Source organism: Polaromonas sp. P3_A5 (assembly GCF_056403055.1).
In genome coordinates, this window is record NZ_JBFUGF010000007.1 from 1 (window position 1) to 3254 (window position 3254).

The window sequence follows — 3254 nt, forward strand, 5'->3', positions numbered from 1 at the left end:
GGTGTCGCTGGCAATGACGCTGCCCAGCAAGGCAGTGTTACCCGCCACGCTGACCTGGAAGCCTCCGCTGCCGGCCTTGATGCCGCTTTGTTCGGCAACGCTCTGGAAGTTGGAGTTGATGTTGCTGCTGGAAGCGCTGAGGCTGCCGCTGATCTTGCCGACGCCCACGCTCAGTGAGCCGCCCAGGCTTTGCTGGCTGCTGGTGTAGGTGCTGCTGTCCTGCAATGAGGCGATGTTGAGGTTGCCGCCGATGTCGGCCTTGACCTGCTCGGCCCGGATCACGGCGCCCTGCAGGGTGGCGTCGCCGCCTGTGGTCAGGCTGACTTTTTCACCGGCCTTGATCTGGCTGTTGGTGTAGCTGGTGTCGTCGCCGTTGGTGCGGCCCTTGCCTTTGCTGGCGCTGACATTGACGAGGAAGCCGTCGGTGCCAAAGCTCACGCCGACGCTGCCCGAGCTGCTGCTGTTGGTGCTGCGTTCGCTGGCCAGGTTTTGCGCGGCCAGAAGCCGGGCTTCGTTTTCGGCGATGAGTTGCACGGCCTTGCCGGCTTCGACGGTGCTGCCCTGTATGGTCAGGTTGCTGGCTTGCCCGCCGCCGGTGGCGGCAATGGTGATGTTGTTGCCGGCCGTGATGTTGTCCTCACCGACAGTCCTGCCTTTGCCAGGGTCGGCAATCTTCAAGCACCAGAGAAGAAATTGCGTTTACTTCCACCTGCCGCATCACTGATAAATCGACTACCTTCGAGCTAAGATTAAAACTAGTTCAATAAACAGCAAGAGTAGTTACATGTCTTCCGCAGCTATCAGTAAATTTCTAAGTTATGTCCTACGGCATAAGCCTGAAGACATTGGATTAGTGCTAGACAGTGAAGGCTGGGCGGAAATAGAGAAGCTACTGGTCTGCTCCAACCAGGCCGGCCAACCTCTCGACTCAATGACTCTGCGAAATATAGTTCGCGAAAGTGACAAGAAGCGATTCACTATTTCTGATGACGGTCTGAAAATTCGCGCGGCACAAGGCCACTCAACCAAAACAGTAACAATTACCCATACAGAAAAAGCGCCGCCGTCGACGTTGTTCCATGGAACTGCGACACGTTTCTTGGAATCGATTCTCAAAGCAGGCTTAGTCCCCGGAGACCGTCATTTTGTACATCTGTCACACGACAACAAAACTGCTGCGTCAGTGGGTATGCGGCACGGTGATATTGTCATATTGAGAATCGCAGCGAGTGAGATGCATGCGCAGGGGCATATATTTTATCAAGCAGACAATGATGTTTGGTTAATTCGGCACGTTCCCGCAGAGTTTCTTTGCCCCATTCCACCACCAACTATCTAATGAAAAAATCTCCTGCAAATATCTCCAGTCGGGAATTTTCGCTTTGAAACCGAATCGAGTAGTGTTTAACTGTTCGCCGTCCTTGAAAGTGCTCTGCCCAGGCTACTGCGGCCTCTGATTCAACGTATTCAACCAACGACCCTATGGGCACGTCACTCGCGCCGTGATGTTCAATGTTTAGGAGATTTACCCCAGGCGATGAGGCTCTGTAAAACGCACAAACACTCTTGAACAAAAGCTCCTTCTGAGCAACGCCGCTTGGGCTGTCATATGAAATCGTAACGGCCAAGTCTCCATCCTTGGCAGACAGCGCAATGTCACTTTCTCCATGCCCCGGCAACCACTCATAAGGGTTGTGGACTTCAACTGGGTGTCCTGCTTTCATTTTTTGCTCCCCGGCATATTGGGTGTTCCTGTACTCGGTAACTGGTTGTTGGCAAGCTGTTGTGCCGCCAACTTGTCAAAGGTAATACCTGCTTGCTCTCCCGGTACCTGCATCCCAGTTTTATTCGAACCATACCATTGCGATTGTGAAATTCCAGCACGATCCAATGCAACGGAGGTTCGAGTATTCAAAATCAACTTAGTTCCATCTGAGGTTGTCACGTAATCCACAGGAACTTGGCTTGGTCGGATCAAGCCTTTACTAAGCGCCGAAGCCAAATCATCTACCGTGTTAATCGGCCCTGCACCTAGAAGGCTGTATTTCTCACGGCCATCCACACTGAATTTCTCATCACTACGAATGGAAGTTTGAGCAAAATTTGCGTCTGTTACCGAGCCCAACTTTGGCCTATCAACCGCGAACCTCCCAGCGCCCACCTTCATCAAATCCACAGCTTTTGACAATCCGGCGATAACACGGCCAACGTTAACGGTTCCCTCATCAGGCGAAGCAAACTGAGGCAGAACAACACGCAATGCTTCGGCCATTTCTTGCGCCATGAGTGATTTCGCCGGTTGCGCGAGCAACATTCGCTGCGCTTGCATGTACTCGTCAGCGGTTACGTTGTTAAATTCCGGGCGGATGTCTCCGTTAGCATCGAAATAGTCACCTAGCACCATTAGGCTAGCCTGATAAAGCTTTTCTTCTGTGGTTCCTAATTTTGCAGCTTCCTCCTTCGCCAGTGCCCTGACTTGGTCTTTGCTAACTAAATGCAACTGCCGATTATTGGCATCCACCGTCGCAGCAGTAACCGCCCCTTGCGCACCACCCACAGCAGCACCCACACCCGCTGCAGTCAGCGTCGCTACGGTTTGCGCCAGCGCCTTGGCGGCGCCATCGCTCAGGCCTGCAGCCACCAGGCCCTGCTGAATGCCGTCTTGCAAGGCGTTCATCAGGTTTGCGGAACTCGCACTGGCTGCTGCTCCTACTGCACCATCAAAGCCGCCGCCCAGAGCCCCCACCGCTGTGTGAAGCGCGATCCGGTAAATGCCGCCCTCATCCCACTTTTTGGCTTCGTCCTCGTTCTTCTGAATCCGCAGTGCTGCCGCCTGGTTGGCCGCAAAGCTCGCAACCGCCTTCGGTGCTTCCCTTGTAAACGCCTGCGTGATCTGCACCTGCGCATTGATCTCGGCCTGCACTTTGGCCGCATCAAAGATGGGTTTAAGGCCGGTCTCCGCATCAGTGCTTCTGACGGCGGTGTTGCCAGCAATGCCGCTTATGCCTGCGCTGCTGGTACTGCTGGCATCGCCCTTGTCTGAGCCGATGCCTATGCCCAGGCCGTTGATGCCGGCAGTCTTGGCAGTGGCGCCGCCGCCAAAGCTGATGCCGATTGACTCGCCCTTGTAGCTGGCGGTGTTCTGGATGTCGCTGATGCTTAGGGTGCCGCCGGTCTTGAAGCTGTTCTTCTGGGCATTGACGGCCTGGGTGTCGCTGGCAATGACGCTGCCCAGCAAGGCAGTGTTACCCGCC

At 54.8% G+C, this 3254-nt stretch carries 2 protein-coding genes and 1 pseudogene; 1 reads left to right on the top strand and 2 read right to left on the bottom strand.

Features of this window, described 5'->3' with window-relative positions; all coding sequences use genetic code 11:
* Positions 1-678 (bottom strand): hemagglutinin repeat-containing protein (locus tag AC1DU8_RS22730; RefSeq protein ID WP_477727283.1); only part of this gene is annotated, 678 nt, incomplete at its 3' end.
* Positions 679-784: 106 nt separating this feature from the next.
* Between AC1DU8_RS22730 and AC1DU8_RS22735 the strand changes: the two genes are divergently transcribed.
* Positions 785-1339 carry an RNA 2'-phosphotransferase gene (locus AC1DU8_RS22735; protein WP_457282616.1) on the top strand — a complete coding sequence of 185 codons (555 nt, stop codon included), beginning with the start codon at positions 785-787 and terminating at the stop codon, positions 1337-1339.
* 381 nt (positions 1340-1720) lie between these two features.
* Here AC1DU8_RS22735 and AC1DU8_RS22740 read toward each other — a convergent pair.
* Positions 1721-3254 (bottom strand): annotated as a pseudogene (locus AC1DU8_RS22740) (hypothetical protein); the annotation flags it as partial.